Origin of the sequence: Nonomuraea sp. NPDC050783 (assembly GCF_040802095.1) — a bacterium.
Lineage (GTDB): Bacteria > Actinomycetota > Actinomycetes > Streptosporangiales > Streptosporangiaceae > Nonomuraea.
The window spans coordinates 204,745-229,419 of sequence record NZ_JBFAHK010000012.1; the positions used below are offsets into that span (position 1 = coordinate 204,745).

Consider the following 24,675-nt stretch of genomic DNA (forward strand, 5'->3'; position numbering starts at 1 on the left):
GCCCAGAGGCGCTTGTCACCGGATCGTGTGCGTTTCTCACATCCGGCGCGCGTCACCCCGCCGTCGCGGGCCGGAAGGCCGCGCCCCAGCCGGTCGCCCGCCACGTCGTGTAGTGGGCCTCCAGCCGGTCCCGGTGGTCCTCCCAGCTCGTCCGCTCCCGCGTCCACGCCCGTTCCGCCGCCCCCGGGAGGCGGGGCAGCAGCAGGAACGCCAGATCGTCGAAGGAGGTGATGGTCTCCGCCCAGATCGCGGCCTCCACCCCGGCGATGCGCACGTCGAGCCCGGACACCAGCGACCGCGGCGTCCAGTCGAACATCTCGCGCAGCGTCTTGGCCGGGTAGTCGCGGAATCCGAGCCTGGCCCTGCGGGCCTCCCCTTCCGCCCCGGCGGCCGGCTGCGCGTACGGGCGGTCGAGGTACAGCACGTCGCTGGAGGACAGCAGCACCGGCAGCCCGGCCGCCGCGGCGGCCGGGCCGTCGGCGGGCGCCAGGGCGAACAGCGCCACCATCTGGTCGACCAGCGGGTGGGCGGCCTCCGGCAGCGCGGCCTTCTTGGCGTCGGCGTCGATGCTCGTCTCCGCGCCGATCCACAGCTGCACGAGGTCGCCCTGCCGCAGCGCGCCGGCGCGCACCGCCTCCTGCCAGGCGACGACCCGCCTTCCGGCGTCGTGCGCCGCGCGTACGGCGGCGCCGACGGCCCGGGTGTACGCCTCGAACGGCATGCCGAACGGCTCGTCACCGCCGACGTGGACGAACCGGGCACGCGACGCCCGCGCGAACTCGATGACCGTCTCCTGGATGAACGCCCCGGCCTCCGGCGCGGCCGGGTCCACGTAGCCGAGCCGGGCGGCGGGGCCGCCACCGGTGAGCCCGGGGTAGGCGCGGGTCGCGGCCAGCGAGTGCCCGGGCAGGTCGATCTCGGGGACGATCGTCACGCCGCGGGTCGCGGCGAAGTCCGCCAGCTCGTCCAGGGCGCGGCGGGTGATCAGCTCGCCGGGCGAGGTGGCGTCCAGGCCCGGCCGGGCCGCCGACTGCAGCCGCCAGCCCTCGGCGTCGGTGAGGTGCAGGTGCAGCACGTTGAGCTTGTAGCGGGTCAACAGGTCGACGACGTGGCGGATCTCGGCCACCCGGAAGGGGTGCCGGACGACGTCGAGCATCAGGCCCCGCCACGCCAGGGCGGGGCCGTCGGCGATCCGGCCCAGGGGCAGGCGCCCGGCCGTGCCCTCGGCCAGTTGTACGAGCGTCGCGGCTCCGCGCAGCACCGCCTGGGGGGACGGCCCGGTGACCGTCACCTCGCCGGGCGCGATCGTGACGGTGTGCCGCTCGTCGGGCGCGTCCCGGTCCGGCGCGATCCCGTCCGCCGGCGGCACCTCCGGGGGCGCCTCCCCGATCCGCAAGGTGACCCGCAGCGGCGGGGCGGCCGCAGGTCCGCCGTCCGGCGGGGCTGCGGCGAGGCGGGTGAGCTCGCCCGCGAGCCAGGTGCCTGCCTCGTGCAGCGGGTCCTGTGCCCGGATCTCGACGTGGCCGGGGTCCAGGGGCGTCGTCGCGGGGCCGAGCCGGGCCGTGTGCGGCCACGGCACCAGCGGGGGCCTCATGGCCGCCCCGCCCGCAGGCCCGGCAGGTGTGGCCGGTCCGCCCGCAGGTCCGGGAGGCGCGGCCGGTCCGCCGCGCCCGCCGGACCGGTCGTGCCCGCCCTGCCCGCCGCGCCCGGCAGGCCGGCCAGTGCGGTCCGGAAGCGGCGCGCGATGAGTGCCAGGCCCTCTTCCGTCGGGTGCAGACCGTCGCCGAGCAGGCCTGCGTCGTCCTCCCCCAGCAGCGTCCGGCCGTCCAGCAGGTGGAGGTTGGGGTCGGCGGGGGCGCGGACGGCGTGCGCCCGCTCGATGATCCGGCGGGTCGCGGCCAGCGTGAGGGCGCCGTCGTCGTTCTCCACGTCCCGGAGGGCACCCGCGGCCGACCCGCCGCGCTCGACCGTCGGCCCCGGCGCGTGCTCGTGCGCGGGGCAGGCGATCGCGGTGATGAGGATGACCGGCGTGTCCGGATGGCCGTCGCGGACGAGGTCGAGGAAGCCGTGCAGGGCGGGCAGCATCGCCCTGGCCCGCATCGAGTCGGCGTTGACCAGGTTGATGCCCACCTTGAGGGTGATCAGGTCCGCGGGAAGGTCCCTGATCATGCGGGCGACGAACGGGTCCAGCTGCGCGTTGCCGCCGAACGACAGGTTCCACAGGCGCCGTCCGGTCTCCAGCGCCACCCGCGCCGGCCAGGTGCGGTCCGGGGAGGACGCCTCCAGCCCGTGGCTGATGGAGCTGCCGTAGTGGATCCAGCGCGGGGCGCCGCCGTCCGGCGCGGGCGCCACGGGGGCGTCGGCCGCCAGGCTGACCAGCTCGACCGCGCAGTCGTGCGGCAGCAGCAGCTCGACGAGCTTGGCGGTGCCGGGAATGCCGGAAGTACCGGAAGTGCCAGGAGGAAGCGCCACCGTCACCACGGACGGATCGCGGCGCTCGTGGCCGACGACGCGGTGGCCGGGGCCCACCACGATGACGTCGCCCTCCGGGAGCGGGACGTGCGCCGCCACCGCGCCGTCCACGACCAGGGCGAGCGTGTGCGGCCTGGCGGGCCCGGCGCCGGCCGGCCGGAGCGAGCGGGTGTGCAGGCGCAGCCGCAGGAGGGAGGCGCCCGTGACGAGCCGCAGCGACACCCCGGCGGGCGCCTGCTCCATGAGGGTGAACCAGGGGTCGTCGTGCTGGGCGCGCGCCCACTCCGGCAGCCGACGCGGGCGCAGCCCGCCGTGCTCCCCCGGGTCGAGGGCGGCCGCGCCCTCGACGAGCGGTGCCAGGTCCGGGCCGTCGAGGACCGTGCTCACGACGCCGCCGGCCCGCCGAGCGTCGCCGCGGGGTCGCGGACGAGTTGCCCGAACCAGCGCGCGCTGGGCTTGACCGTGCGCCGGAAGGTCGTCCGGTCCACCGCGACGAGGCCGAAGGTGGGCTCCCACGACCCCCACTCGTAGTTGTCCAGGAGCGACCAGTGCAGGTAGCCGCGCACGTCGATGCCGTCGGCCAGGGCGCGGGCCAGGCCCGTCACGGCCTCGCCGGTGTAGGCGATCCGCTCGTCGTCGTCGCTGGTCGCGATGCCGTTCTCGGTCACCAGCAGCGGCGTCGACGCGCCGAGCCGCGCGGCGGTGTGGCGGATCGCGTCCTCCAGCGCGGCGGGGTAGTACTCCCAGCCCGTCATCGTGCGCCGGTCGTCCGGGCCGGGCAGGACGATGCCGCTCTCCCCCACGCGGAGCCGACTGTACGCCTGCACCCCGACGAAGTCGTCCCCCTTGGCCACGTCCAGGTACTGGTCGTCGATCAGGTAGGAGACCTCGGCGGTGCGGTCGGGGCCCGCGCCGTGGTCCTGGACGTTCTGGTTGGCCACCGTCCAGCCCGACCGGACGCCGGGCACGGCCGCGAGCAGCTCCCTGGCCTGGGCGTGCGCGCGTACCAGGGCGGCGGTCACGCCGGGGTCCGGCGGGCTGAGGAAGGGGGACCCGTCCCCGAGCCCCTGCTTGCGGCGGGCGGCCATGAACGCCACCATGTTGGGCTCGTTGATCGTGCAGACCCACCGCACGCCGTCGAGGATCGGCAGCACCGCGCGGACGTACTCGGCGAAGTGCGCGATCGCGCCGTCGGAGGTCCAGCCGCCCTCGGCGGTCAGCCACGCCGGGTTGGTGAAGTGGTGCAGCGTGACGACCGGCGTCAGGCCGCGCTCCTCGCATCCTTCGATCATCCGGCGGTAGTGGGCGAGCATGGCGGGCGAGGGATGGCCGGGGGCCGGCACCACCCGCGCCCACTCGATGCTGAACCGGTAGGCGTTGAGTCCGAGGTCGCGGGCGATGTCCAGGTCCTCGGGCCAGCGGTGGAAGCTGTCGCAGGCGTCCCCCGAGCGGTCGGCGAGGCCCCAGGAGCCGTCGTTCTCCGCCTGCCAGAAGTCGCTCGCGACGTTGTTCCCCTCCACCTGGTGCGCCGCGGTCGAGGCCCCCCAGAGGAAACCGTCCGGGAAGGCCGCCGGCTGCGTGGTCGCCATGTTCACTCCTGTCATGGATGTCGGGGATGTCGGTGTCGGGAAAGTCGTCATTTGAGGCCCACCGTGGCGATGCCCTGCACGAAGTAGCGCTGCAGGGCCACGAAGAGCGCGAGGATCGGCGTGATGATCAGCACCGCGCCGGACAGCAGCGTGCCGTAGTCGGTGGCGTACTGGCCGGTGGAGTAGAGCGACAGCGCCACCGGCAGCGTGTACATCGACTCGGACTGGCCGGCCACCAGCGGCCAGAGGAAGTTGTTCCACGAGCCGAGGAAGGTGAGGATGCCGAGCGTGGCCAGCGCCGGGCCGCACAGCGGCAGCACGACGCGGGTGAAGATGCGCAGCTCCGACGCGCCGTCGATGCGCGCGGCCTCCAGCAGCGAGTCCGGGATGTCGAGCATGAACTGGCGCATCAGGAAGACCCCCACCGGCTGGGTGAGGAACGGCAGCACCAGGGCCCCGTAGGTGTTGAGGATCCCCAGCTTCGCGACGATCACGAAGAGGGGGACGAAGGTCACCACGCCGGGCACCATGATGGTCACCAGGACCACGCCGAGCAGGATCCGCTTCCCGGCGAAGTCCATCTTGGCGAGGGCGTAGCCGACCATCGAGCAGAACAGCAGGTTGCCCAGCACGGTGAGCACCGCGACGATGAGGCTGTTGGTGAAGAAGGTGCCGAAATGCAGCTCGGTGAACCAGCGGGTGAAGTTCCCGCTGGTCGGAGAGTGCGGCCACCAGGTCGGCGGGTCGGCGAAGATCTCGTCCTGGGTCTTGAACGAGCCCAGCGCCATCCAGGCGAAGGGCGCCAGCCACGCCAGCGCCCCGGCGGTCAGCACCGCGTAGGCGAGAAGCCGGGCCGGCCGGCGTCCGAGCGGGCTCACGTGGACCTCCTCAGCAGGCGGAACTGCACGACGCTGACCACGGCGATGACGACGAACATGAGGTAGCTCGCGGCGGACGCCTTGGCGAAGTCGCCGAACCCGAAGGTGTTGAACGTGTAGTAGGTCATGGACAGCGTGGAGTCGAGCGGCCCGCCCTGGGTCATCACGAAGGACTCCTCGAAGAACTGCAGGTAGCCGACCGAGATGAGCACCCCGCCCAGCAGCATCGTGGGCCGCAGGAGCGGGAGCGTGACGCTGCGCAGGCGGCGCCAGCGCCCGGCGCCGTCCATCGCGGCCGCCTCCATGACGTCGGGCGGGACGGACTGCAGCCCGGCCAGGAAGATCACCATCAGGGTCCCGGTGTTGCGCCAGACGGCCATCAGGATCAGCGAGGGCAGGGCCCAGGTGGTGCTGTTGAGCCAGTCGGGTCCCTGGATGCCGACGGCGGCGAGCGCCATGTTCAGCAGCCCGTCCCGGGCCAGGATGTAGCGCCAGATGACCGAGACCGCGACGACGCTGGTCACCACGGGCGCGTAGAAGGCCAACCGGTAGATCGGCCGGAAGCGCCGGATCCCGGAGTTGAGCGCCAGGGCCAGGGCCAGCGCGAGCGCCACGGTCGCGGGGATGCCGACGAGCACGAACACCGCCGTCACCCCGGCCGCGTGCTGGAACTCCGGATCGGCGAGCACGTCGGCGTACTGCTGGAACCCCACGACGTTCACGTTGAACGGCGTCTGGATGTCCCCGGCGGTCAGGTCGGTGAAGGAGAAGCCGATCGAGCCGGCGATCGGCAGGACCATGAACGCCGCGAAGATGAGCACGAAGGGCGCGGCGAACAGCCAGGCGACCAGCGTCTGCCGGCGCCGGCGGGCGGAGTTCGCCCCCGCGGCCCGGCGGGCGGGCACGTCGCCGGAGGACGCGCGTGCCCGCCGGGGCGAGGTCGAGAGGGTGGCTTTCGGCACTGCTCAGGACACCCCGATGCGCTCTGCCTGCTGCTGGAGCCGGCGCAGCGCGTCCGCCACCGGCGTCCCGCCCTTGATGATCTGCTCGATCGCGGCGTCGCCCGCCGCGCCGACCTTGTCGAAGGAGACGATCTGAGGGGGCGCCTTGGCGGTCTTGAGCTGCTCGGCGAACGCGGCGAGCGTCGGGTCGGCCGTCAGCGCCGGGTCCTGCCACGCGGCCTGCACGGCGGGCAGGTCGCCGCTGAGCTTGTACCACTCCACCTGGGTCCGTGCCTCGCTGAGCCACTGCACCAGCTTCCACGCCGAGTCCGGGTTCTTGGCGGCCTTGAAGACCACCAGGTTCGACCCGCCGACGAACGAGGTCGAGCTCTTGCCCGCGGGCAGCGGCACGGTCGTGTACTTGCCGGTGAACGCCTTGCCCGCGGACTGGGTGATGGCGCCGCGCACGAACGGGCCGGCGACGAGCATGGGGGTGTCGCCGGTCAGGAAGTCCTTCACGGCGGCGGCGGGGGCGGTGTCCGCGTTCGGGTCGGCGATGCCCTGCTTGAAGTACGAGGCCAGGTACTCGTACGCGGCGGCGAACTCCGGCGTGTCGAGCGTCCAGGCGGACCGGTCGGCGTTCATCAGCTCGGCGCCGTTGGACCACGGCATCCACAGCGCGGACAGGAACGACCCGGTCGTGCCCGCGGGCAGGCGGATGCCCCATTTCGCGCCGGCCTTCTTCCGCAGGTCCTGGGCGAGCTGCCGCAGCTCCTCCCAGGTGGCCGGGGGTTTGTCCCAGCCGGCCTTCTTCGCCAGGTCCGTTCGGTAGTAGAGCACGCGGACGTCGACGTACCAGGGGACCTCCAGGAGCCGGCCGCCGATCGTGCCCGTCGAGACGGCCCCCGGATACATGCCGGCGGTGTCGACGGCCTCGGGGACGGGCGCGAAGGCGTCCTTGAAGACCGGCAGGCCGGGCATCATGGCCAGGTCTGGAACGTTCCCCGCGGCGATGGCGGTCTGGAACTTCTGGTAGGCGGAGTCCCAGGGCACGGCCGTCACCTCGACCTTGACGCCGGGGTTGGCGGCCTCGAACGTCTTCACGAAGCCGGGCAGCAGCTCGCCCTCGGTGCCCATCGCCCACATCGTGATCGTGCCGGTCGCCTTGGCCGCGACCGTGGAGGACGGCTGGGGTTGCGTGGTGTCCTCGCCTGCGCGGCCGCAGGCTGTGAGCGTCGCCGCGGCGAGGATCGTGGCCAGGGCGGCCACGGCTGATCTGTAACGCACGATCAGTTCCTTCCTGGTTGCCTGGATGGCCCCCGACAGGGTGCGAATTTATGCGCTTAACTCCACACAAATCCAGCATCATTGCTCAATCGAGACATAACCTTGTTCTGGTCGGCCCCCGCGGGCCCGCGCGGCCTCAGCCGCAGCCGCAGCTGGCGCCGATCACCAGGCGCGTCGGCAGCACGTACGACCTGGGGTGCTCCACCCCGGCCGCCGTGTCGATCAGGATGCGCACCGCGAGCCGGCCCATCGACGCGAACGGCTGGCGCACCGTGGTCAGCGTCGGGCGCGACAGCCGCCCGGCGAGGATGCCGTCGAAGCCCGTGACCGCGACGTCCTCCGGGACGCGCAGCCCGTGCCGGGCCAGCACGTCGAGGACGGCGAGCGCGAGCTGGTCGGTGGCGCACACCAGGGCGTCCGGCACCCGCCCGGACGCGATGGCCTCGCGCAGCGAGCGCAGGCTGTCGGCCGTGAGGGTCGTGGTGTCGAAGGGCTCCTCGGGCACCGGCAGCCCGTGCGCGCCCAGCGCGGCCTGGAACGCCCTGAACCGCGCGCCGATGTCGGGGGCCGCCAGCTCTCCCAGGAACACCACGGACCGGTGGCCGTGCCGGCCCACCAGGTGATCGACCAGCTCCCGGACGGCGGCCTCGTTGGCCACGGTGATGTGGTGCAGCGTGTCGTCCATCGGCGGGCTGCTGAAGATCACCACGGGGACGCCCCGGCCGACGTACTCCAGCAGGTCGCGCTCCGCGCCGCCCGGGAAGATCGCCAGCCCGTCGACGCTGCCGGCCAGGTCGATGCTGCCCAGCGCGTCGCGGCTCGCCCCGGACCCGAGCATCACCGTCCGGCCCATCCGCCGCGCCTCCAGCTCGAACCCGCGCTGGATCTCGTCGACGTAGAGGGGGAAGCGCCGCGCGTCGGCGGGCCCGTCGAGCTCCCGCCGCACCAGGGCGTCGAGGCTCGCGGGCGGGGCGTTGAGATCGGAGGGCAGGAACATGTCGAAGGCGTACAGGCCGAGCGCCTGCGAGCGGCCCTTGGCGAGCCCGCGCGCGCTGCCGCTCGGCACGTATCCCAGGACCCTGGCCGCCTCCAGGACCAGCTCCCGCGTCTCGGGACGGACCTTCTGCGGCTGCCGGAACGTGTGGGACACGGTCGCGATGGAGACGCCCGCCCGCTCGGCGACGTCGTAGACGGTCGCCCTGCTCGCCACCAGGCCACCACCCGCGCTCTCTCGACGTCCGCCCGCATCGATGGTATCCGCCTGGATCACCGGCTCCTGCCCGCACCCGGCGGCCCGCAGCGAGAGGAAAGGCGCAAGACGGGAACGGTGCGCAAGAAAAAGCCATCTTGTGGCGGTTTGCGAGAAATAACGGGGGTAGGGGCGGGCAGCCGCTCCACGACCTGCACGACCTGCACGACCTGCACGACGGCCCGCACCAGGGCCCGCACCCCCTCTGCCTGACGGCTCCGCCCAAGATCACGGAGAGTGACGTGACCACCCTCAAGCCCGGCGGCGAACCACCGACCACAAGGTCATCGGGTACCTCTGCCTCGTCACCTCCTTCGGCTTCCTCGCCCTGGCAGAGGCCATGGCGCTGACGAGCTTCGAGACGCCGATGTCGTTCGCGATCGGCTTCCCCACCACGTTCCTGGCGCGGCACCGGCCCAGGCAGCTCGGCATGCCGCGCCGCTACGCCGACCACCCCGCGCGGTAGGTGGCCGATGAACCTGTCGGACCGGGAACGCCGGATGCTGGCCGAGATCGAGCAGGGCCTGCGCGGCCGGGACCGTCTCTTCGCCTGCCGCATCGACGCGCTCAACGCCGCGTGCGCGCGGCGGAGAACGCAACGCTTCGCCTGCCACACCGGCCGGCGCGAGCTGACGTGCGTCCTGCTCCTGGTCATCGCCATGACCGCGCTGTCGATGCTGGTCGTCCTGCTCGCCGGGCACGCTCGTCCGGCCCCGGCGCCCTACCCGCCGCCGGGCACCGCCCTGGAGGAACTGGGGCGCGCCCCCGCCGGATGACGCCCGGCCGCCGCCGGGCCCACGGGCCGGGCCGTCACCAGCTCCACATGCCCACGCGTACCGGCACGCCCGGCGAGGCGTGCAGCACGGCCGGCCCGGCCGGGGCGGGCAGCCCCGCCGCCTGGATCAGGTCCTGGTCCAGGCGGGCCAGGCGGGCGTGGTGCAGCGGCCACGGCGGGTGCTCCACCTCGGCGGCGGCCAGCCGGCCCGCCACGCGCGTGAACAGCCGGAAGCGGGCGGTCAGGAAGTGCGCCAGGCCGTCGCGCTCGTCCTCCGCCAGCGGCGGGCCGGTCTCCACGTCCGCGTCGCACCGCGCGCCCGGCCCGGGCAGGCGCCGGCGGCACCGGTACCGGATCCGGCCCTTCCCGGCCTCCACCGCCATCGCCGACCAGAAGTAGGGCAGCCCGAACCCGGCCCGCCCGCCGAGCACGGCCGGCGACCGGGCGGCGTCCAGGGACAGGAACCAGATGCCGGTACGCCCCCGCGCGTCACGCGCGTAGGTACGCAGGTTCGTCTCCGGGAACCTGGACAGCACCGGCAGCGCGGGCACGCCCGGCACCCGGACGCCCCGCATGAGGAAGGGCGTGATCCCCACCCACGCCGCGCCGTCGAACGTCTCGGCCGTGAGCCCGTCCGGCAGCAGCGCCTGGACGCGCTCCGGCGGGTAACGCCAGTGGATGAAGGTGATCCGCGTCCACTGGTGGTACATCACGGGGCGGCTGACACGGGGCGACGGCGGGGCTTCCATCCCGGGCCCCTGCCCCGCGACGGTGCCCGCAGTCCCCGTCCGGCGGCGGGAACGCGATAGCCCGCGCGAGGACCGGGTAGCGGACGGCCGCAACGCTCACCGCTCTCCCTCTCCGAAGGAACGTGATGACGGAATACCGCACCACCCGCGACGTGGCGGCCCTGGCCGAGGTGGTCTACAACACCGCAGGCGACCTGGAACGGCTGGACCGCTGGCTGCCGGCCGGCGTCACCGCCGAGCACCTGGAGGACGGGACGGTCCAGCTCCGCTGGCGGATCGACGACCGGCAGGGGCAGGCGCGGCTCGCGGTCTCCAGGGACGCCGACCGGCTGCGGATGGAGTGCCGCGCCGAGCAGCCGCAGGGCGCCGGCGGCTGGCTGGAGGTCGGGCAGGCGGGCGCCGGCGCGGCCCGCGTCGAGGTCTGCGTGCAGGCGCCCGGCGGCGCGCAGGACGTGATGCGGGCGCTGGTGGACGACGCCCTCACCGGACTGCAGCGGGAGGTGGGCGAGAACTTCACCGTGAGCTGAGCGCCGAACGCGGGCGGGACGCCGGCCCCGCATCCGGCGCCCCGCCCGACGCCGGTCACCGGGGTCAGCCGTCGTGGTAGCGGCGGTGCAGCTCGCGGACCTCGTCGGCCAGCTCCGGCACCGGGCCCTCCACGGTGACGCCGGGCGCGACCTGGTGGACCGGCAGCGGCCGCACCGGGGCCGGCGGCACGCCCATCTCGGCCAGCCAGGTGGCCAGCTGCGCCGAGGACGCCACGTACACGATCCGGCCCAGCCCCACCCAGCCGTGGGCGGCGGCGCACATCGGGCAGTGCTCCCCCGAGGTGTAAACGGTCGCCCGGGCCCGCGCCTCCGGCGTCAGGTGCGCCGCCGCCCAGCGGGCCAGCGCGAACTCCGGGTGCTGGGTGTGGTCGCCTCCGGCCACGTGGTTGTGGTCCTCGCCCAGCACCTCGCCCTCGCCCGAGACCAGCACCGATCCGAAGGGCTCGTCGCCCGCCTCCAGCGCCTGCCGGGCCAGCTCGATGCAACGCCGCAGGTGGATCAGCTCATCATCGTCGATCATGGGGCGCCATTTTAGCCCGGATCGGCGGGGGCGCGGCGGCCGGGATTTCCCGGAAAACGAGGACGATCTAGGCGGGAATCAGCCGGAAATTGACGGTATATCGGCTTATCCGGGGAGCCGGCCCCTTGCCATACTCGAAATGCCGATCGGGCCTTTCCGAAATCCGGGCCCCGGCGCCGTCGTTCAACCGCCGAAGTCCGCTCTCCTGATTCCGGGAACGTTGATGCAGCGCAGATCGTCGCGAACGGTAAAACTGAATTCGCTGGCCGTGACCGTCCTGCTGCTGCTCGGCGTCTGCGCGGGCGAAGCCCCGCGAGGGAGGACCGGCGTGCCGGAATCGGCCGTGCTGGACCTGGCCGAGCAATTACTGGTGCGCGACTGCATGAAAGCCCACGGTTTTCAGGTATGGCTCATTCGCCGTGACGAGCTGCCCGTGGACAGCCTGCGCGCGTTCCCCTACGCCGTGACCGACCTGAATTGGGCGAAGCGGCACGGCTACGGCGGCGACCAGCGGGCGGAAGCGGCGAAACTGGCCGCCGCCGACCCGAACAAACGCTATTTCGACAGCCTTTCACCGAGCGACAAGGCCAGGGCCAGGGCGGCGCTGAACGGCGCCGCGCCCGTCGGCCTGGAGGCCGAGCTGCCGCTGGGCGGGACCATGCGCAGGAGCGACCAGGGATGCGTCTCCCAGGCGGAGAGACGCCTGTACGGCGATCTTCGCGGCTGGTACCGGGCCAAGAAGGTCGTCGAGCAGCTGACACCGCTGCGCGTCGGGCGGGTGATGAAGGACCCCCGCTTCGGAAGGAGCGTCGCCCGCTGGTCGGCGTGCATGCGGGCCCACGGCCACCCGTACGCCGATCCGGCCGAGGCGCGGCAGGCCGCCCTGCCACCGAACGGCGCCACCGACCGCGCGAAGGAGATCGCCGTCGCCACGGCGGAGGCGGCCTGCGCGGCGGAGAGCGGCCTCACCGCGACGATCCACCGGCTGGACCGGCAGTACGAGCGGGAGATCTCCGCGCGGTACCGCCCCTTCCTCGACGCCAAGCGCGCCCTGGAGCTCGCCGCCCTGCCACGAGCCCGCGAGATCGCCGGCGACCGGCAGCCGTGAACCGCGGCGAACCGAACCACCCCCACGACAGCCCGCACGACAGCCCTCACGACAGGAGGAAGAACATGAAAGCCATCCGAACCGCGGTGCTCGCCGCCGCCGTCCTCGGCGGCGTGCTCGCGATGACCCCGGCCGCGAGCGCCGATCCGGCTCCCGCGCCGGCCAGGACCGACACCGTACGATCCGAGGGCGTGCCGACGCCCGCGTACCAGGAGAAGGGGCAGAAGCAGCTCACGGCGGCCGCCGAGGACGGCAATTTCTGGGTGTACGAGCATCCTTACCGCGGCGGCCGGGGTTGCGGCTACCCCGACGACTGGTCGAACTACGCGAGCTCCGGCCCCTGCGGCAACATGGACAACATCGCCTCGTCCGTCTACAACCAGGGCTATCTGGACTACTACGACGACGTGGTGATGTGGTCCGAGGCGTACAGCCGCGGGGTGTACATGTGCCTCGGCCACGGCGACTACTGGCAGGACTTCACCCTCGGCAGGGAGAGGTTCTCGGACGGCTCGCTGCCCGACAACCGCCTCAGCTCGCACTACTGGACCACCACCTGCGGCTGAGCGGACGGCCGCGCCGGTGCCGGTGATGCGGGCCGGCGCGGGCCACGGGCGGGCGGCTCAGTCGCCGGCCCGTGGCGCCAGCCGGGCGGGGATGCCGGCCAGCGGGTACCTGCGCCAGAAGAAGGCGTCCGCCGCGTGCTGGTCCGCGGCGAAGTTGACCGCCTCGGCGATGCGGCCGCCGCGGATGCGGAAGGCGAGCGCCCAGAGGATGTCCAGCCCCTCCGGCCGCGTGCTCCACCCCCGGTGCAGGTCGATCACCCAGTCGCCGTCGGCGGCCAGCGCTATCGGGTCGGCGCGGAAGCCGGCGCGGGCGAGCTCGGTGAAGAAGGCCAGCACCTCGTCGGCTCCCCGCTTGGTCCCGGCGAGCGGGTGGTGGCCGGGGATGGTCCACACGATGTCGGCGGCGAAGAAGCGCTCCCTCAACGCGGTCAGGTCGTTGCGGGCGTAGGCGTCGTAGTAGCCGCGGATCAGCTTGATGTTGGGGTGCTCGCCGGCGGGTTTGCCCGCGGCGGCGGACGTGCTCGCGGCGGCGGGCGTGCCCGTCGCCGCGAGGGTGAGGCCGGCGGCGCCCAGGGTGCGCAGGGCGGCGGCTCGGCTGAGCTCGGTCATGGGGGAACCTCCTGTCGAACGTGCCCCCATCCTCGCGAGCCCCGCCTGGTCACGGCCAATACCTGCCGTCATAGCCACCGGCTATCGCGGGCCCGCCCCGGTGCGAAGCGCTACTCTCGCTCGCATGACGAACAGCACTTCCGTGGAAGCGTTGCTGGACGGGCTGCGGGCCGAGATCGCGCGGCTCCCTCCGGGCTCGCGGCTGCCCACCAGCCGCGAGCTCGCGCGCCGCCACAAGGTCGGCCCCGTCACCGTCACCAAGGTCTTCGCCCAGCTCGCCGCCGAAGGGCTGGTGACGACCCAGCCCGGCAGCGGGAGCTACGTCGCGCCGCGCCGCCCCTCCCGTGACGGCGTGCCGGGGGACGTCTCCTGGCAGGCGGTCACGCTGGCCGGGCGCGGCGGCGCGGTCCACCCCGGCGGCCCGCGGGAGGGCGGCTCCGCGCCGGAGGCGGACGACGCGCCGGCCGCGCTCCCGGAGGGCGGCGTCCTGATGGCCGGCGGCTACCTGCACCGCGCGTTGCAGCCGGGGAAGGCGCTGGGCGCGGCCCTGGCCCGCGCGGCCCGGCGCCCCGACGCCTGGGACCGCGCGCCCACCAGCGGGCTGGCGCCGTTGCGGGCCATCTTCGCCAAGCTGGTCGGCAACGGCACGACCCCGGAGGACGTGCTCGTCACGGGTGGCGGGCAAGGAGCCCTGTCGATGCTCTTCCGGGCGCTGGCCGCGCCCGGCGGGCCGGTGCTGGTCGAGTCGCCCACCTACCCCGGAGCGCTGGCGGCCGCGCGGGCGGCCGGGCTGCGCCCCATCCCGGTGCCGATGGACCAGGAGGGCATCCGCCCCGACCTGCTCTCCGACGCCTTCGGCATGACCGGCGCCCGGGTCCTCTACTGCCAGCCCGGCTGCCACAACCCCACCGGCACCGCGCTGTCGTCCGAGCGCCGCCACCAGATCATCGACGTCGTGCGGGCGGCGGGCGCGTTCCTCGTCGAGGACGACTTCGCCCGCTTCCTCGGCCACGGACGGCCGGTGCCGCGCCCGCTGATCGGTGACGACCGCGACGGGGCGGTGATCTACCTGACCTCGCTGACCAAGCCCGCCTCGCCGAGCCTGCGGATCGCGGCCGTCATCTCGCGGGGGCCGGTGTCGCGCCGGTTGCGGGACATGCGCGCCATCGACGACTTCTTCACCGCCCGGCCGCTGCAGGAGGCGGCGGTCGAGCTGCTCAGCTCGCCCTCCTGGGAACGGCACCGGCGGGCCCTGTCCGCGGCGCTGCGCGAGCGGTGCGGCGTCCTGGCCGGCGCGCTCGCCGCCGAGCTGCCGGGATGGCGCCTCGACCGGCGTCCCGACGCGGGGCTGCACCTGTGGGTCGGCCTGCCGCCGGGGCTCGCGGACACGGCGGTGGCGGACGCCGCCCGCGCGCACGGCGTGGTCGTCGACGCCGGCCACCGGTACTTCCCCGACGAGCCGCCGGCCCACTACCTGCGCCTCAGCTTCGCCGCCGCGGCCGAGCCCGCGGACCTGCGGGAGGGCGTGCGCCGGCTCGCCCGCGCCGCCAGGACTCTGGGGCAGGACGTACTGGAGAAGCGCTTGACCGATTGATATCCTTGTTCATGAGAAATACGGATAACGCTTTCGCCTCTAGCGGAGAATCGCTTCTCGACGTCGAGGCCCTGCGCGCCGACACCCCGGGCTGCGCGTCGGTGATCCACTTCAACAACGCGGGCGCCGGCCTGATGCCCGCCCCCGTGCTGCGGGCGATGCTCGACCACCTCCAGCTGGAGGCGAGCATCGGCGGGTACGAGGCGTCGGCCGCCCAGGCCACCGCCGTGAAGGACTTCTACGCCGCGATCGCCGAGCTCATCGGCGCCGGCCCGCACAACATCGCCTTCGCCGGCAGCGCCACCCACGCCTACAGCAAGGCCCTGTCGGCCATCCCGTTCCGGCGCGGCGACGTCATCCTCACCACCCGCAACGACTTCATCTCCAACCAGATCGCGTTCATGTCCCTGCGCGACCGCTTCGGCGTCGAGGTCCTGCACGCCCCCGACCACCCGGACGGCTCCGGCGTGGACGTCGAGGTGATGACCGCGCTCATGCGCTCGCGCCGCCCGCGGCTGGTCGCCGTCACGCACGTCCCGACCAACTCCGGGCTCGTGCAGCCGGTCGCCGAGATCGGCCGCCGCTGCCGGGAGCTGGGCCTGCTCTACCTGGTCGACGCCTGCCAGTCCGTCGGCCAGTACGAGATCGACGTCGAGGAGATCGGCTGCGACTTCCTCACCGCCACCTGCCGCAAGTTCCTGCGCGGCCCGCGCGGCTCGGGCTTCCTGTACGTCTCGGACCGCGTCCTGCGGGAGGGCTACGAGCCGCTCTTCATCGACATGTACGGAGCCCGCTGGACCGAGCCGCGGAGCTACCGCCCGGTCGAGACGGCCGCCAGGTTCGAGGAGTGGGAGTTCCCGTACGCCACGCTCCTCGGCTGCGCCGCCGCCGCCCGCTACGCCCTGCGGGTCGGCGTCCCGGCCATCTCCCGCCGCACGCCGTGGCTGGCCGCGCGGTTGCGGGACCGGCTGGCCGCCCTTCCCGGCGTACGGGTGCTGGACCGCGGGCCCGCGCCGGCGGCCCTGGTGACCTTCGCGGTGGAGGGACTGCGGCCGGAGCCGTTCAAGCAGGCGCTGGACGAGCAGAAGATCAACTCGGCGCTGAGCTTCCGGGAGTTCGCGCTCTACGACTTCGGCGACAAGGACGTGGAGTGGTGCCTGCGGCTGTCGCCGCACTACTACAACACCGAGGAAGAGGTGGACACCGTCGTCGACGCGGTCTCCGGGCTCGTCATGGGGTCCGCCCGCTGACCTCGTACCCCGGCGCCCGGCAGGGCCCGCCCGTGGCGCGTGGCGGGCCCCGCCGGCCGGTCTACAGGAAGGAGCCGAGCGGGCCGTCCAGCGTCCAGCCGGGCTCGTCGCGCAGGATCGAGTCCTTGTGCGCCGTGAGGGCCACCCGCCGGTTCGAGCGGTTGTTCAGGTGCAGCCGGTGGACGCGGGCGGCGGGGGCGCCGCTCGTGGCGACGTACCCGACGATGCCCTCGCGGACGAAGCGGCCCGACAGCGACCGAAGCGACTGAAGGTTGGAGTTGAGCACGCCTCGCGTTCGCCGCCCCGGCCCTGCGTTCCCGCCGGTCCGGAAAAGCCGTGCGGCCGGACCGGCGACTCACCTCACCCGGCGCGGAACGCCGGACATCCGGCCTGTTCAGAGGCGGTCCGGCAGCTCCGGAAGCGACTGAAGCGACCGAACCTCAGGATGGGTCGCGCCATTTCGCGCACACCGGCCACCGGCCTCGGCCTGACCGGCCTTGACCACTCTGTCATGACGGTGAAGCGGATGGGCGGAAAACCGCGCATCTCACGGCGGCGCCGGGAGGGAATCAGCCCGGCTGGGTGGCTCGGGAGCCGATCAGGGGGCCCAGGACGCGTGTGCCGGGTCCGGCGCGGCCGCCGGTGCCGGGGAGCTGCGTAGTGTTGTCCGTGGTCAGCTCGGTGCCGCAGTGGGCGCAGGCCGTGACGGGGGCGGTGTCGTGGCCGCAGTCGAGGTGGCGGATGCGGACCGGCGGGCCGTCCTCGCCCGCGTACCACCGGTCGCCCCAGTTCATGAGGGCCAGCAGCACGGGGTAGAGCTCCCTGCCCTTCCCGGTGGCCAGGTAGTGCTCGCGCGGCGGGCGGTCCTGGTAGCGCTCGCGGACCAGGATGCCCTCCTCGACCAGCCGGGACAGCCGGGCGGCCAGGATCTTGCGGGAGATGCCGAGGTCCGTGGCGAGGTCGTCGAAGCGGGTGATGCCGACCAGCACGTCCCGCATGATCAGCAGGCTCCACGCGTCGCCGACAACGTCGGCGGCACGCGCGATCGAGCAGGTCACGCCCGCCAGCGAGGTCCGCGTCATGCTGCGAGCCTACCCGGGTTCCCCGAGGAAACCGGCGATGGGTAGGGTTTCCTCAGGAAACCTACCTTGAGGGAGTCCGTCATGAGCCATCACCCCGTCATCGAGCTGGACGCCGCATCGCCGCAGGCCGTCGATGGCCGCCAGCTCAGGGCGGTGTCCTTCCAGCGGGTGCGCATGACCTACGCCGAGGACGTCATCGAGCGGTTCCAGGTCCCCCGGGGCGGCAGGGCGCTGGTGGTGGGGAGCGGGCGCGGCCTGCTGGCCCGGGGGCTGGCCCGCCTGGGGCTGGCGGTGACGGCGGCCGACCCCTCGCCGAGGGCGACCGCCCTCGCCCGGCAGGCCGGCGACCAGGAGGGCCTGAGCATCGAGTACGTGACGGCGCCCGCCGAATCCCTGGCCGCGCTGGGTGACGGCGACTACGACCTGGCCTACTACGCCGACACCTTCGAGATCACCCGGAGCCTGGACGACGTGCTGGCGGAGGCGGCGCGCCTGCTCCGCCCCGGCGCGCCGCTGATCTTCGACACCGTCAACCGCACCCCGCTGTCCCGGCTGGTCTACCTCGGCGCCTTCCAGGCACTGCCGATGACCAGGATCATGCCGCCCGGCCGCTACGCCGCCGACCGGCTGCGGCCGCCGGCGGAGCTCGCCGCCGCGATGCGCCGGCACGGCCTGCTCCCGCAGGACGTCTGCGGCTTCAAGCCGCGCAGCGCCGGCGCCCTGGTCCGGGCCACCCTGGCCCGCCGTCGGGGACGCATCGGCGACGAGGAGATCGCGCGGATGGTGAGCTTCGTCCTGGACCCGCACGGCCGTCCCGTGGTCACCTACCTCGGCCACGCCCGCAGGGCCTGAGCCGGCGGGGACGGGACGCGCGTCAGGAGGGGAGCTCGGGGGCCGCGATCCGGTACCCGACGCCCGGCGTGGTGGTGATGAGAGGCGGGTCGCCGAGCTTGCGGCGCAACCGGCCGACGGTGACGGTGACGGTGTTCGTCAGCGGGTTGGCGTGCTCGTCCCAGACCTGCTCCAGCAGGTCCTCGGCGCTGAGGAAGCCGGGAGCCGCCCGCAGGAGGGCTTCGAGCAGCGCGAACTCCTTGACCGACAGCTCCAGATGCCGCCCGTCGCGGGTGGCGACGCGGCGCAGCGGGTCGAGCGTGACGTCCGCCGCCCGCAGCGTCCGGGGACGGGCGGCGGGCTGGCGGCGGGCCAGGGCCCGGATGCGCAGCACCAGCTCGGGGAAGTGGAAGGGCTTGGCCAGGTAGTCGTCGGCCCCCAGGGTCAGCCCGATGACGCGGTCGCCGGGCGAGCCGGCGGCGGTCAGCATCAGCACCATGACCCGGTCGTCGCGTTCGGTGATCATGCGGCAGAGCGTGTCGCCGTGGATGCCCGGCAGGTCGCGGTCGAGGACGACCACGTCGTAGGCGTTGAGGTCGAGCTTGGCGGCGGCCTCCAGCCCGTCGTAGGCGACGTCCACGGCCATGCCCTGATCGCCGAGCCCTTCGGCCAGGACGTCGGCCAGGGAGCGGGCGTCCTCGACCACGAGGACCCTCATGCCGTCGCCTCCGCCGCCACGCCCGCGGCGGGGAGCGGGGTGGCGGGCGGCGGGCTGGCGGGCGGCGGGCTGGCGGGCGGCGGGGCGGCGGGCAGCGAGACGGCGGCCAGGAGCCCGCCGTCCGGTCGGGCCCGCAGGTCGAGAGCGCCGCCGTGCGCGGCGGCGACGGCCTGGACGATCGACAGGCCGAGCCCCGAGCCGGGCCCGGAACGGGTGCGGTCGGCGCCGAGCCGCTGGAAGGGCCGCGCCAGCCGATCGACCTGCTCCTGGTCGAGGACGTCGCCGCCGGTCTCGACGACGAGCCGGGCGGTCGTTCCGGCTGTGGTGCCGGCTGTGGTGCCAGTTGTGGTGACGGTTGTGGTGACGGTTGTGGTGACGGCATCGGTGCCGGCTGTGGGGACGGCATCGGCGCCGGCCGTGGTGACGGCCAGGCGGATCCAGCCGCCGTGCCGGTTGTGGGTGACCGCGTTGTCGAGCAGGTTGTCCACCATCCGGGCGAGCAGCTCCCGGTTGCCCCGCACCCACGCGTCCTCCTCGCCGACCCCGGAGGAGTCGACCGCGAGGTCCTTGGCGGCGACGGCGTCGGCCCGCGCCCGCAGGGCGGTGGCCGCCAGGTGGCCGAGCGAGAGCGTGGTGCGGCCGGGCGGCGAGCCGTGCTGGGCGCGGGCGAGCGCGAGCAGCCCTTCGAGCAGGCGGTCCACCTGGTCCAGCTCGGTACGCACGCGGCCGGCCAGCGCGACGGTCTGCGCCGGCACCGGCTCCGGCTTGGCCAGCGCGACGTCCAGCGAGGCACGGATGGTGGTCAGCGGGGTGCGCAGCTCGTGGGAGGCGTCGGCGACGAACCGGCGCTGCGCGGCGAAGGCGCCCTCCAGCCGTTCCAGCAGGTCGTCGATGGTGTCGGCGAGCTGCTTGACCTCGTCGTCCGGGCCCTGGACGGCCAGCCGCTCGTCGAGGTTGTCGGCCGTGATGCGGCGGGTCGCCGCGGTGATCGTACGCAGCGGGCGCAGCACCCGGCCGGCGACGAGGCGGCCCAGCACGAGCGAGAGCACGCCCATGACCGCCAGCGCCACGGCCGAGCCGATCAGGAGCTGGCGCGACTGCGCCGCGTGGGTGTCGGCCAGCCGGGCCTGCAACCAGGCGATGCGCTCGGTGGCGTCGGCGAGCGTGACCGGACCGGCCGGCGGGGACCCCGTGGAGAGGGAGCGGCTGACCCTCGTCCCGCCGAGGCCCACGAGGTTGGCGATGGCCAGCAGCCCGGCGCCGGACAGCAGGAACATGACCCCGTACAGGGCGGTGAGGCGCACGCGTGCGGTGCGTGCCGGGCGTCGCCACTTTCTCATGCGTCCCAGGATGCCGTGCCGGGCCTAACAACGAGGTGACAGGCCCCGTTCGGCCCGTGTTAGGCCCGGGCCACTACAACCGGTTCGCATGCACCCCACCATCGAAGTCACCGGGCTGCGCAAGAGGTTCGGCCGTACCCTGGCCCTGGACGGGATGACGTTCACCGTCCGGCCCGGCCAGGTCACCGGATTCGTCGGCCCGAACGGGGCGGGCAAGTCCACCACCATGCGCGTGATCCTCGGGCTGGACGCCCCCGACGAGGGCCGCGCCCTGATCGGCGGCCGCCCCTACGCCGGCCTGCGCACCCCTCTCCGCCAGGTCGGCGCGCTGCTGGACGCCGGCGCGCTGCAACCGGGCCGCACCGCCCGCGACCACCTGCTCTGGCTGGCCCACTCCCAGGGCCTGGGCGGCCGCCGGGTGGACGAGGTGCTGGAGCAGGTCGGCCTCGGGCCGGTGGCCCGGCGCCGGGCGGGCGGCTTCTCGCTGGGCATGCGCCAGCGGCTCGGCATCGCCGCCGCGCTGCTCGGCGACCCGCCCGTGCTGCTGCTGGACGAGCCGGTCAACGGCCTCGACCCCGAGGGCATCGTGTGGATGCGCGGCCTGCTGCGGTCGCTGGCCGCCGAGGGGCGGGCGGTGCTGGTCTCCAGCCATCTGATGAGCGAGTTGCAGGACACGGCCGATCATCTCGTGGTGGTCGGCAGGGGCCGCGTCATCGCCGACACGGGCGTGGCCGAGCTGATCGCGGCCGCCTCCCGGGGCCGGGTCACCGTACGCACCCCGGCGCGCGCCGAGGCCGTGCCGGTGCTGGGCCGGGCCGGCGCGGCGGTCGCCACGGGCGACGGCGACACGCTCGTGGTGTCCGGGTTGCCCGCCGAGCGCGTCGTGGCCGTCCTCAACGCCGGCGCGGTGCCGTTCTCGGAGGTAGCGGCGTACCGGGTGACGCTGGAGCAGGCTTACCTGGACCTCACCGGCGGGGCGGCCGAGTACCGGGGGGTGGCGCGATGAGGCCGCTCCCGTCCGGGCGGGCCGGCTTCCACCGGCTGCTGCGCGCCGAATGGACCAAGCTCCGCACGGTACGCGGCTGGGTCGCCACCCTGGCCACGGCGGCGCTGGTGGTCGTGCTGCTCGGGGTGACGTCCGCCGCGGGCAGCCACGCCTCGTGCGCCGGTGCCGGCGGTGCCGAGGTGGCCTGCCCGCCGCCGGTGACCGGGCCGGGCGGCCAGGCGGTGACCGACAAGTTCTTCTTCGTGCACCGGGCGCTGACCGGGGACGGCGGCATCACCGCGCGCCTGACGTCCATGACCGGCCGGATCCGCAAGCCCGACGTCACCCCGGGAGAGCGCAACCTGGTGGCCGGGGTCGTGCCGTGGGCGAAGGCCGGCGTCATGATCAAGGCGGGCACCGGGCAGGGCTCCGCGTACGCGGCGGTGATGATGACCGGGCGGCACGGCGTGCGGATGCAGCACGACTTCGTCCACGACCGGGCCGGCCGGCCGGGCGGGGTCTCGCCGCGGTCGCCGCGCTGGCTGCGGCTGGCCCGCTCGGGCGACACCCTCACCGGCTACGAGTCCGCCGACGGCGCCACCTGGACCCGGATCGGCACCGCCACCCTCGCCGGGCTGCCGCGCACGGTCCGGATCGGCCTGTTCGCCACCTCGCCCGGCGACCTGACGGTCACCCAGGGGGATCTCGGCGGGTCCGTCGCCGCCGAGCGTTTCACCGAGGCCACCGGCGAGTTCGACCACGTCACCGTGTCGGGCGGCACGGCAGGCGACGGGACGGGCGACGGGACGGGCGACGGGGTGCGGGCCTGGCGCGAGGACGACCTCGGCGCCACCGTCGACCCCGGCGGGTCGGTCCACCACCCGGGGCGTGCCGCCCGCTCGGGCGACTCCTTCTCCGTCACCGGCGCCGGCGACATCGCGCCGGCCGTCGAGGGGACGACCGCCGAGCGCCCGCTCAGCGGCGCCCTGGCCGCCCTGGTCCTGGTCATCGTGGTGGCGGTCAGGTTCGTCACCGCCGAGTACCGCTACGGCCTGATCCGCACCACGTTGCTGGCCGGCCCGCGCCGCGGCCGGACGCTACTCGCCAAGGCCCTCGTGCTCGGCCTGGTCACCTTCGCCGCCACGCTGCCGGCCGTCGCGGCCGCGTTCGTGGTCGGGGGACGGCTGCTGCGGTCCAACGGCAACGCCGTGCTGCCCGTGCCCCTATCCACCCAGGTGCGCGTCGTGGCGGGCACGGCCGCGCTGCTCGCGCTGGCCGCCGTGCTCGCCCTGGCTCTCGGCGCGTTGCTGCGGCGCAGCGTCGCGGCGGTCATCGCCGCCGTCGTGGTGATCGTGGTGCCGCACGTCCTGGCGACCACCTCGGTCCTGCCCGACGGCGCCGCGCGGTGGCTGCTGCGCCTCACCCCGGCGGCCGGTTTCGCCGTCCAGCAGAGCGTCCCCGCGTACCCGCAGGTGGTGGCGCACTACGCGCCCATCGCCGGCTTCTACCCGCTGCCGCCGTGGGCGGGTCTCGCCGTGCCGGCCGGCTACGCCGCGCTCGCCCTCGCCGCGGCCGTCCTCCGGCTTCGCGGGACGGACGCATGACCCCCTCGAACCCGGGCCACGGGAGGCGCGCGTGAGAGCGTACCTGCACGCCGAATGGACCAAGCTGCGTACCGCGCCGGGCACCGGGTGGCTGCTGGCCACCGTCATCGTGCTCACCGTGGCCGGTGGCGCCGCCGCCTCCGCCGTGGTCACCTGCGGCGGGCGGGGCTGCGGCTACGATCCCGCCAGGATCGGCCTCTTCGGGGTCCAGATCAGCCAGGCGGCCGTCGCCGTCCTGGCCGTCCAGGCCGTCAGCGGGGAGTACGGCAGCGGCATGATCCGCCTCACCCTGGCCGCGATGCCGCACCGGGCCAGGGTCCTGGCCGCCAAGGCGATCGTGCTGGCCGGCCTGACGCTGGCCGCCGGGATCGCCGCCGTGCCCGCCGCCCTGCTGGTGGCGCGGCCCGTCCTGCTGGCGCGCGGCTTCCCGCCCGGCCTGCTCGACCTCACCGGCGGCCCGATGCTGCGCGCGGCCTGCGGCTCCGTGTCGTACCTGGTGCTCATCGCCCTGTTCGCCTTGGGGGTGGCCACCGCCGTGCGCGACTCCGGCGCCGGCATCGCCACCGTCCTGGGGACGCTGTACCTCTTCCCCGCCCTCATCCTCATGGTCGCGGACGGGGACTGGCAGCGGCTGCTCTGGCAGTTGTCCCCCATGAACGCCGGGCTCGCCGTCCAGGCCACCACCGGCCTGTCCGCCCTGCCGCTCGCCCCGTGGGCGGGCCTGGGCGTGCCGGCCGCGTGGGCCGCCGCGGCACTGCTGGGGGGTGGGCTGCTGCTCCGCGCCCGGGACGCGTAACGCGAGCGCCACCGCGCCGCCCGGTCGCCGTGGTCCGGCCCGTGTTCTCAGCCGGTGTGCAGGACCCGGAAGCGGTCGGGGCGGGCCGGGTCCCGGTCGGCGACCTGGAGCGGCGGCCAGGCCCACTGCCAGACGCCGACGCCCGGGACGCGGGAGAACCGGATCAGCCCCCGGGTGCCCTCGACCTCGACGCGTGGCCACCCCCCGGCGAGGCGCGCCCGGCCGGCGCCGTGCGCACGCAGCACCTCGGCCAGGACGGCGACCGTGTCGTAGCCCTCGAAGGCGACGAAGGAGGGCGCTTCGGCCAGCCGCTCGCGAAGGGCCGCCTCGACCCGCGTGCCGAGCGGACCGAGGCGCTCGGGCAGGTAGCGCAGGAACGGGATCCCGGCGCCGTCGCCTCCCAGCGCGTCCGCCCACGCGCCGAACTCCGGCTGCCCGGCCGGCGCCCCGATCATGATCCCGGCCAGGCGCGGGTCGCGGCGAACGGACGTGACGATCGGCACCGCCGGCTCCGGGTGGCCGACCAGGAGGAGCAGCGCCGTCGCGCGGTGGCCGGCCAGCTCGTCGCACGCGGCCTCGGGGGTGAGCGCGCGCATGTCGAGCTCGGCGACGGTACCGCCGCGCGGCGCCAGGTGCTCCCGCAGGACGCGGATCCCCGACGCCCAGTAGACGCTCGGCTCGGCGGCCACGGCGAGGTGGCGGTGACCGGCGTCCAGGAGGAAGTCCGCGTAGACCCGCCAGCCGCGCGACTGGGCGGGGGCGAGGCGCGCGACCCGTTCCGTCGGCCGCTCGGTGAGCGCGTCGAGCACCGCCGACGAGCACAGGAACGGCAGGCCGAGGGCGTCGGCCCTGGCGGCGGCGGCGCGCGCGACGACGCTGTGGTACTCACCCGCCAGAGCGGCCACGCCCAGGCCGGCCAGCTCGTCCACGGCCGCCTCGGCCCTGCGCGGATCGGCGGCGGTGTCCCGGACCACCAGCTCCAGCGGCCGGCCGCCGATCCCGCCGGCGTCGTTGACCTCGCGGGTGGCCAGTTCGAGGCCGGCGAGCAGGTGCCGGCCCGCCTCGACCCAGCCGGGCCGGGTCAGCGGGACGAGAGCGCCGACGCGGACGGCCGGCCCGCCGGCCTCGCCCGCTCCGGATGGCGATGACGGCGTGTGCATGCGTTCGCGCCTCCTTGTGACAGT

The 24,675-nt window shown here is 74.4% G+C and carries 26 protein-coding genes; 11 read left to right on the top strand and 15 right to left on the bottom strand.

What is annotated here, in order from left to right; translation table 11 throughout:
* Positions 1-52: 52 nt before the first annotated feature.
* From AB0H75_RS29640 to AB0H75_RS29670, 7 genes are all read right to left on the bottom strand, one after another.
* Positions 53-1,594: a family 20 glycosylhydrolase gene (locus AB0H75_RS29640; RefSeq protein WP_367801802.1), complete on the bottom strand. Its 1,542-nt coding sequence runs from the start codon at positions 1,592-1,594 to the stop codon at positions 53-55.
* Positions 1,591-2,859: an SGNH/GDSL hydrolase family protein gene (locus AB0H75_RS29645; RefSeq protein ID WP_367801804.1), complete on the bottom strand. Its 1,269-nt coding sequence runs from the start codon at positions 2,857-2,859 to the stop codon at positions 1,591-1,593. Before AB0H75_RS29645 ends, AB0H75_RS29640 begins: the two co-directional genes overlap by 4 nt.
* Positions 2,856-4,061: a glycoside hydrolase family 1 protein gene (locus AB0H75_RS29650; protein WP_367801806.1), complete on the bottom strand. Its 1,206-nt coding sequence runs from the start codon at positions 4,059-4,061 to the stop codon at positions 2,856-2,858. Before AB0H75_RS29650 ends, AB0H75_RS29645 begins: the two co-directional genes overlap by 4 nt.
* A gap of 47 nt (positions 4,062-4,108) precedes the next feature.
* A complete protein-coding gene (locus AB0H75_RS29655; RefSeq protein WP_367801808.1) occupies positions 4,109-4,939 on the bottom strand; it encodes a carbohydrate ABC transporter permease in 831 nt (276 codons plus the stop codon).
* Positions 4,936-5,901: a carbohydrate ABC transporter permease gene (locus AB0H75_RS29660; protein ID WP_367801810.1), complete on the bottom strand. Its 966-nt coding sequence runs from the start codon at positions 5,899-5,901 to the stop codon at positions 4,936-4,938. The genes AB0H75_RS29655 and AB0H75_RS29660 overlap by 4 nt, the downstream gene beginning before the upstream one ends.
* Before the next feature lie 3 nt (positions 5,902-5,904).
* Positions 5,905-7,167 carry an extracellular solute-binding protein gene (locus tag AB0H75_RS29665; RefSeq protein ID WP_367801812.1) on the bottom strand — a complete coding sequence of 421 codons (1,263 nt, stop codon included), beginning with the start codon at positions 7,165-7,167 and terminating at the stop codon, positions 5,905-5,907.
* Positions 7,168-7,303: 136 nt separating this feature from the next.
* On the bottom strand, positions 7,304-8,377 hold the full coding sequence (locus AB0H75_RS29670) for a LacI family DNA-binding transcriptional regulator (protein WP_367801814.1): 1,074 nt from the start codon (positions 8,375-8,377) through the stop codon (positions 7,304-7,306).
* 379 nt (positions 8,378-8,756) lie between these two features.
* Here AB0H75_RS29670 and AB0H75_RS29675 point away from each other — a divergent pair, with 379 nt between their 5' ends.
* Positions 8,757-8,882, top strand: coding sequence for a hypothetical protein (locus AB0H75_RS29675; RefSeq protein WP_367801816.1), 126 nt, complete (start codon positions 8,757-8,759; stop codon positions 8,880-8,882).
* Between the two features lie 7 nt (positions 8,883-8,889).
* Positions 8,890-9,192, top strand: a complete 303-nt coding sequence (locus AB0H75_RS29680; protein WP_367801818.1) for a DUF3040 domain-containing protein — start codon at positions 8,890-8,892, stop codon at positions 9,190-9,192.
* A 34-nt stretch (positions 9,193-9,226) separates the two neighbouring features.
* Here the strand turns inward: AB0H75_RS29680 and AB0H75_RS29685 are convergent, their stop codons facing one another.
* Complete coding sequence (locus tag AB0H75_RS29685; protein ID WP_367801820.1) at positions 9,227-9,940, bottom strand: YqjF family protein; 714 nt, start codon at positions 9,938-9,940, stop codon at positions 9,227-9,229.
* Positions 9,941-10,065: 125 nt separating this feature from the next.
* Between AB0H75_RS29685 and AB0H75_RS29690 the strand changes: the two genes are divergently transcribed.
* Positions 10,066-10,467 (top strand): SRPBCC family protein, encoded by a 402-nt coding sequence (locus AB0H75_RS29690; RefSeq protein WP_367801822.1) that lies wholly within the window; start codon positions 10,066-10,068, stop codon positions 10,465-10,467.
* Positions 10,468-10,531: 64 nt separating this feature from the next.
* Here the strand turns inward: AB0H75_RS29690 and AB0H75_RS29695 are convergent, their stop codons facing one another.
* Positions 10,532-11,008, bottom strand: a complete 477-nt coding sequence (locus AB0H75_RS29695; protein WP_367801824.1) for a nucleoside deaminase — start codon at positions 11,006-11,008, stop codon at positions 10,532-10,534.
* A gap of 268 nt (positions 11,009-11,276) precedes the next feature.
* Between AB0H75_RS29695 and AB0H75_RS29700 the strand changes: the two genes are divergently transcribed.
* Together AB0H75_RS29700 and AB0H75_RS29705 are read left to right on the top strand one after the other, a co-directional pair.
* A complete protein-coding gene (locus AB0H75_RS29700; RefSeq protein WP_367801826.1) occupies positions 11,277-12,116 on the top strand; it encodes a hypothetical protein in 840 nt (279 codons plus the stop codon).
* A gap of 65 nt (positions 12,117-12,181) precedes the next feature.
* Positions 12,182-12,682 (top strand): hypothetical protein, encoded by a 501-nt coding sequence (locus tag AB0H75_RS29705; RefSeq protein ID WP_367801828.1) that lies wholly within the window; start codon positions 12,182-12,184, stop codon positions 12,680-12,682.
* A 57-nt stretch (positions 12,683-12,739) separates the two neighbouring features.
* On the opposite strand, the gene AB0H75_RS29710 is transcribed toward AB0H75_RS29705, so the two are convergent.
* On the bottom strand, positions 12,740-13,291 hold the full coding sequence (locus tag AB0H75_RS29710) for a nuclear transport factor 2 family protein (RefSeq protein ID WP_367801829.1): 552 nt from the start codon (positions 13,289-13,291) through the stop codon (positions 12,740-12,742).
* Positions 13,292-13,415: 124 nt separating this feature from the next.
* On the opposite strand from AB0H75_RS29710, the gene AB0H75_RS29715 reads away from it, so the two are divergent.
* Together AB0H75_RS29715 and AB0H75_RS29720 are read left to right on the top strand one after the other, a co-directional pair.
* Entirely contained in the window at positions 13,416-14,885 is a 1,470-nt protein-coding gene (locus AB0H75_RS29715; RefSeq protein WP_367801831.1) for a PLP-dependent aminotransferase family protein, read from the top strand.
* A gap of 11 nt (positions 14,886-14,896) precedes the next feature.
* Complete coding sequence (locus AB0H75_RS29720) at positions 14,897-16,135, top strand: aminotransferase class V-fold PLP-dependent enzyme (protein WP_367801833.1); 1,239 nt, start codon at positions 14,897-14,899, stop codon at positions 16,133-16,135.
* A 61-nt stretch (positions 16,136-16,196) separates the two neighbouring features.
* Here AB0H75_RS29720 and AB0H75_RS29725 read toward each other — a convergent pair whose 3' ends face one another.
* The gene (locus AB0H75_RS29725) at positions 16,197-16,421 is read right to left on the bottom strand and encodes a hypothetical protein (protein ID WP_367801835.1); all 225 of its coding nucleotides are present in this window, start codon (positions 16,419-16,421) and stop codon (positions 16,197-16,199) included.
* A 283-nt stretch (positions 16,422-16,704) separates the two neighbouring features.
* Positions 16,705-17,217, bottom strand: a complete 513-nt coding sequence (locus AB0H75_RS29730; protein WP_367801837.1) for a winged helix-turn-helix transcriptional regulator — start codon at positions 17,215-17,217, stop codon at positions 16,705-16,707.
* 81 nt (positions 17,218-17,298) lie between these two features.
* Here AB0H75_RS29730 and AB0H75_RS29735 point away from each other — a divergent pair, with 81 nt between their 5' ends.
* Positions 17,299-18,069 (top strand): class I SAM-dependent methyltransferase, encoded by a 771-nt coding sequence (locus tag AB0H75_RS29735; protein ID WP_367801839.1) that lies wholly within the window; start codon positions 17,299-17,301, stop codon positions 18,067-18,069.
* A 22-nt stretch (positions 18,070-18,091) separates the two neighbouring features.
* Here the strand turns inward: AB0H75_RS29735 and AB0H75_RS29740 are convergent, their stop codons facing one another.
* Both AB0H75_RS29740 and AB0H75_RS29745 read right to left on the bottom strand, forming a co-directional pair.
* Positions 18,092-18,766, bottom strand: a complete 675-nt coding sequence (locus AB0H75_RS29740; RefSeq protein ID WP_367801841.1) for a response regulator transcription factor — start codon at positions 18,764-18,766, stop codon at positions 18,092-18,094.
* Positions 18,763-20,106 (bottom strand): sensor histidine kinase, encoded by a 1,344-nt coding sequence (locus tag AB0H75_RS29745; RefSeq protein WP_367801843.1) that lies wholly within the window; start codon positions 20,104-20,106, stop codon positions 18,763-18,765. Before AB0H75_RS29745 ends, AB0H75_RS29740 begins: the two co-directional genes overlap by 4 nt.
* Positions 20,107-20,194: 88 nt before the next feature.
* Between AB0H75_RS29745 and AB0H75_RS29750 the strand changes: the two genes are divergently transcribed.
* The 3 genes from AB0H75_RS29750 to AB0H75_RS29760 are packed head-to-tail and all read left to right on the top strand — an operon-like array spanning position 20,195 to position 23,491.
* Complete coding sequence (locus AB0H75_RS29750) at positions 20,195-21,112, top strand: ABC transporter ATP-binding protein (protein ID WP_367801845.1); 918 nt, start codon at positions 20,195-20,197, stop codon at positions 21,110-21,112.
* Positions 21,109-22,695, top strand: coding sequence for a hypothetical protein (locus AB0H75_RS29755; RefSeq protein ID WP_367801847.1), 1,587 nt, complete (start codon positions 21,109-21,111; stop codon positions 22,693-22,695). The genes AB0H75_RS29750 and AB0H75_RS29755 overlap by 4 nt, the downstream gene beginning before the upstream one ends.
* Positions 22,696-22,726: 31 nt before the next feature.
* Positions 22,727-23,491, top strand: coding sequence for an ABC transporter permease (locus AB0H75_RS29760; protein WP_367801848.1), 765 nt, complete (start codon positions 22,727-22,729; stop codon positions 23,489-23,491).
* 47 nt (positions 23,492-23,538) lie between these two features.
* On the opposite strand, the gene AB0H75_RS29765 is transcribed toward AB0H75_RS29760, so the two are convergent.
* On the bottom strand, positions 23,539-24,651 hold the full coding sequence (locus tag AB0H75_RS29765; protein WP_367801850.1) for an ABC transporter substrate-binding protein: 1,113 nt from the start codon (positions 24,649-24,651) through the stop codon (positions 23,539-23,541).
* Positions 24,652-24,675: the final 24 nt, after the last annotated feature.